This window comes from Variovorax sp. P1_H2, assembly GCF_056405295.1.
Window position 1 is genome coordinate 1 of the sequence record NZ_JBFUCJ010000252.1, and the last position, 2684, is coordinate 2684.

Below are 2684 nucleotides of genomic sequence, written 5' to 3' on the forward strand. Positions count from 1 at the left end.
AAGCGATACCCCGGGAGACACCCTGACATATCGAACGACAGTCGAGTGTATAAACTCTGACAACGACCATTGATTGGATTTATACGATGTCCGCCGCCCCACTTTTCGCCTACCTCCGCGTATCCACTGCACAGCAAGGCAAGTCCGGCCTCGGACTTGAAGCGCAGCGCGAGGCCATCAAGCGCTTCGCCGAGGGGGAAGGCCTGCATGTCGCGGGCGAGTTCGTGGAAGTCGAAACGGGCAAGGGCGCCGACGCACTGGACCGGCGGCCTCAACTCGCTGCTGCGCTGGCTGCTGCCAAGCTGGGCGCTGGCGCGGTATGCGTGGCGAAGCTGGATCGCCTGTCGCGCAACGTGGCCTTCATCGCCGGCCTGATGGCGCAGAAAGTGCCATTCGTGGTTGCCGAACTCGGCGCGGACGCCGACCCCTTCATGCTGCACCTGTATGCCGCGTTGGCCGAGAAGGAGCGCAGCCTCATCAGTACGCGGACGCGGGATGCCCTGCGTGCGGCTAGGGAGCGCGGCGTCGCCTTGGGCGGCTGGCGTGGTGGGCCCGTGGTCGACCAGCGCCTCGGCACCGAAGCGGCCAGCCGGGTCGCAGATGAATTCGCCGCCACGCTGGCGCCGGTCGTGTGCCCGATGCGGCGAGACGGGCTGAGCCTTCGCGCCATCGCCGATGCGCTGCAGGCCAAGGGCATCAGGACAGCTCGCGGCGGCGGTGTGTGGACGCCCACCGCCGTGCGCAACGTGCTAGCCCGGGTGCCCGCCGTGTAGCGTCCCCGTTCCACGATCAGCCCTGCTCGTGGCGGTCTGCAGTCGTCACGGCGCCTGGAGGTCCCGCACCAGCGCCTGCACCTCTGCGGACGGCGCACGATAGCTCACGAGCCGCACGTCCAGATCAAACGCCTGCACCTTGCGCACCGCGCGCCGGATCGCGGCATGGATCCACTCATCGTCATTGCCGAACGCACCGCCACCCAGCATCGTCAGCAGGACGATGTTTGACGCGCCTCGTCGGGCGTTGAGCACGGCCTCCAGCATCGTCGCCTCGTAGGCCGCATCGAGCACCAGCTGCGCGAACGCCTGCCAGTGCTGCCGCGGCACTTGGCCGTAGGCGACGGGCAGGGCGCTGCAGAAAGCTTGGGAGAGACGATAGGGCCTAGCGTGGTCGGCCCGTCGGTCACTTCGACGTCCCGATGCACGCCGATCCGCAGCTTGCCGGCCAGTGCGTCGGTCTGTTCGGGCCCGATGGCGCGCAGATGTTCTGCGATCAGGTCGAGGCCCTCGCGTTTGCACAGTGCGTAGCCGTTGCGCATGGTCCAGAGGTCAGCAACGCGCCGGTCAAGCGCGGCATTCAACTCGGCGCCGATGTCGGCCAGACCATCGAGTTGGCGCTTCTTGGTCTGGCCTGCCTGTTCGCCGACGGGCGTGAAGTAATTGCGGTAGATCGTCGCCGCGCCGGCCGCGACGGCGCATGCTGGGCCTTGGGTTCGATCGTGCTCGTAGCGGGCGACGCCATCCTCCGGCGTCACGTCGGGCCCCGACCATCTCCAGCGCGTTGAACTGGCTTGCAACCTGGAAGAGGGCGCCCTTGTGCTCCGGCGCCTGGTGCATCTCGCGCACGTCGCCGGTCACGATACTCAGGCGCAGCTTGCCCGCGGCGCCAGTGCCGCCGGCTAACCGGGCGCGCAGGTCCGCCAAGCGATGCCATCTCGAACATGCCGATGTTGTAGGTCTTGCCGTTGGCCTTGGAGCGCAGGGTGGTGCCGTCGATCTCCAACTGCTCCTTGGTGTTGTCGTAGGTGCTTTCATTGAAGCCGGTGAGGCGCTCGAACCAGTTCATGTTTGCGGGTCGTCTACCTTTGGGACAGCGCGAGTTTGCCTGTGTGGGCGAATGCCTCGTCGACGGCTTTGCCCCGGCGTGCGCGATGGTGGTCACAAGGGCTCGGGTTCCGCACCCGTCGCGAGGTGCAAACTCGTTGGTCATCGTGAAGCGCTGCGCAATCGCCGCGTGGCCGCGTGCGCAAGGCCACCACCGCGGCGGGCCTGGGACTGCCAGGCGAGTGGCCGCTTTGTGCAGCCTGTGAGGGTCAAGAACGGGGCCGGCCTCTGTCGTATCCCGGTGCCTAGATTTCGCCGACATACAGCCGCTGCATAAAGGCAAAGTAGTTGTCAAMATCGTTTGGGCGAAGCAGCACTGTCCCGGAAATATGGTGGGAATATCCTGCCTCAGTCTCCCACGCGTACTGCTTGGCAAACTCGTCGTATTCCTCTGACGTGCCAGCTTCTCCGAGACGGTGCAAGGCTTCGAACGCCTTGACGACGCAGTTGAAGACGCAAGGGTTTACATCAACGACATCGCCCCAGTCCTTGAAGGTCGCGGCAACGGCGTCATAGGTCGCGGCACGATATTTTTCAATCGTTCCATCTACCGCAGCGATGCAGTCCGCTTTCGATAGAAGTGGCGCCGCAAATCCGCACAGCGTCTTAGGTGGAACTCCGGGCATGATGCCGGGCCGAGAACGGTCTGGCGACAGGAGTTTCGATGGTCAAGAAATCAGCGCGGCGCACCCGCCGCACGCACACGCCGGCGTTCAAGGCCCAGGTGGCCGTGGCCGCCTTGCGTGAAGACAAGACTCTGGCCGAGCTGGCCAAGCAGTTCGAGCTGCACCCCAACCAGATCAC

Annotated in this window: 6 protein-coding genes; 3 read left to right on the forward strand and 3 right to left on the reverse strand. The window is 65.3% G+C overall.

Going from position 1 to position 2684, the window contains the following annotated elements; genetic code table 11:
- Nucleotides 1-86: 86 nt before the first annotated feature.
- Nucleotides 87-773 carry a recombinase family protein gene (locus AC1D2E_RS35475; protein WP_478201736.1) on the forward strand — a complete coding sequence of 229 codons (687 nt, stop codon included), beginning with the start codon at nt 87-89 and terminating at the stop codon, nt 771-773.
- Nucleotides 774-818: 45 nt separating this feature from the next.
- Here AC1D2E_RS35475 and AC1D2E_RS35480 read toward each other — a convergent pair whose 3' ends face one another.
- Nucleotides 819-1103 (reverse strand): hypothetical protein, encoded by a 285-nt coding sequence (locus AC1D2E_RS35480; RefSeq protein ID WP_478201737.1) that lies wholly within the window; start codon nt 1101-1103, stop codon nt 819-821.
- Between the two features lie 92 nt (nt 1104-1195).
- On the opposite strand from AC1D2E_RS35480, the gene AC1D2E_RS35485 reads away from it, so the two are divergent.
- Nucleotides 1196-1561, forward strand: a complete 366-nt coding sequence (locus AC1D2E_RS35485) for a hypothetical protein (RefSeq protein ID WP_478201738.1) — start codon at nt 1196-1198, stop codon at nt 1559-1561.
- Here AC1D2E_RS35485 and AC1D2E_RS35490 read toward each other — a convergent pair.
- Entirely contained in the window at nt 1528-1842 is a 315-nt protein-coding gene (locus tag AC1D2E_RS35490) for a hypothetical protein (protein WP_478201739.1), read from the reverse strand. The two genes, AC1D2E_RS35485 and AC1D2E_RS35490, sit on opposite strands and share 34 nt — an antisense overlap.
- Nucleotides 1843-2125: 283 nt before the next feature.
- Entirely contained in the window at nt 2126-2506 is a 381-nt protein-coding gene (locus AC1D2E_RS35495) for a hypothetical protein (RefSeq protein WP_478201740.1), read from the reverse strand.
- A 38-nt stretch (nt 2507-2544) separates the two neighbouring features.
- Here AC1D2E_RS35495 and AC1D2E_RS35500 point away from each other — a divergent pair.
- Nucleotides 2545-2684: transposase (locus tag AC1D2E_RS35500; RefSeq protein WP_478201741.1), on the forward strand; the 140-nt coding region annotated here is incomplete at its 3' end.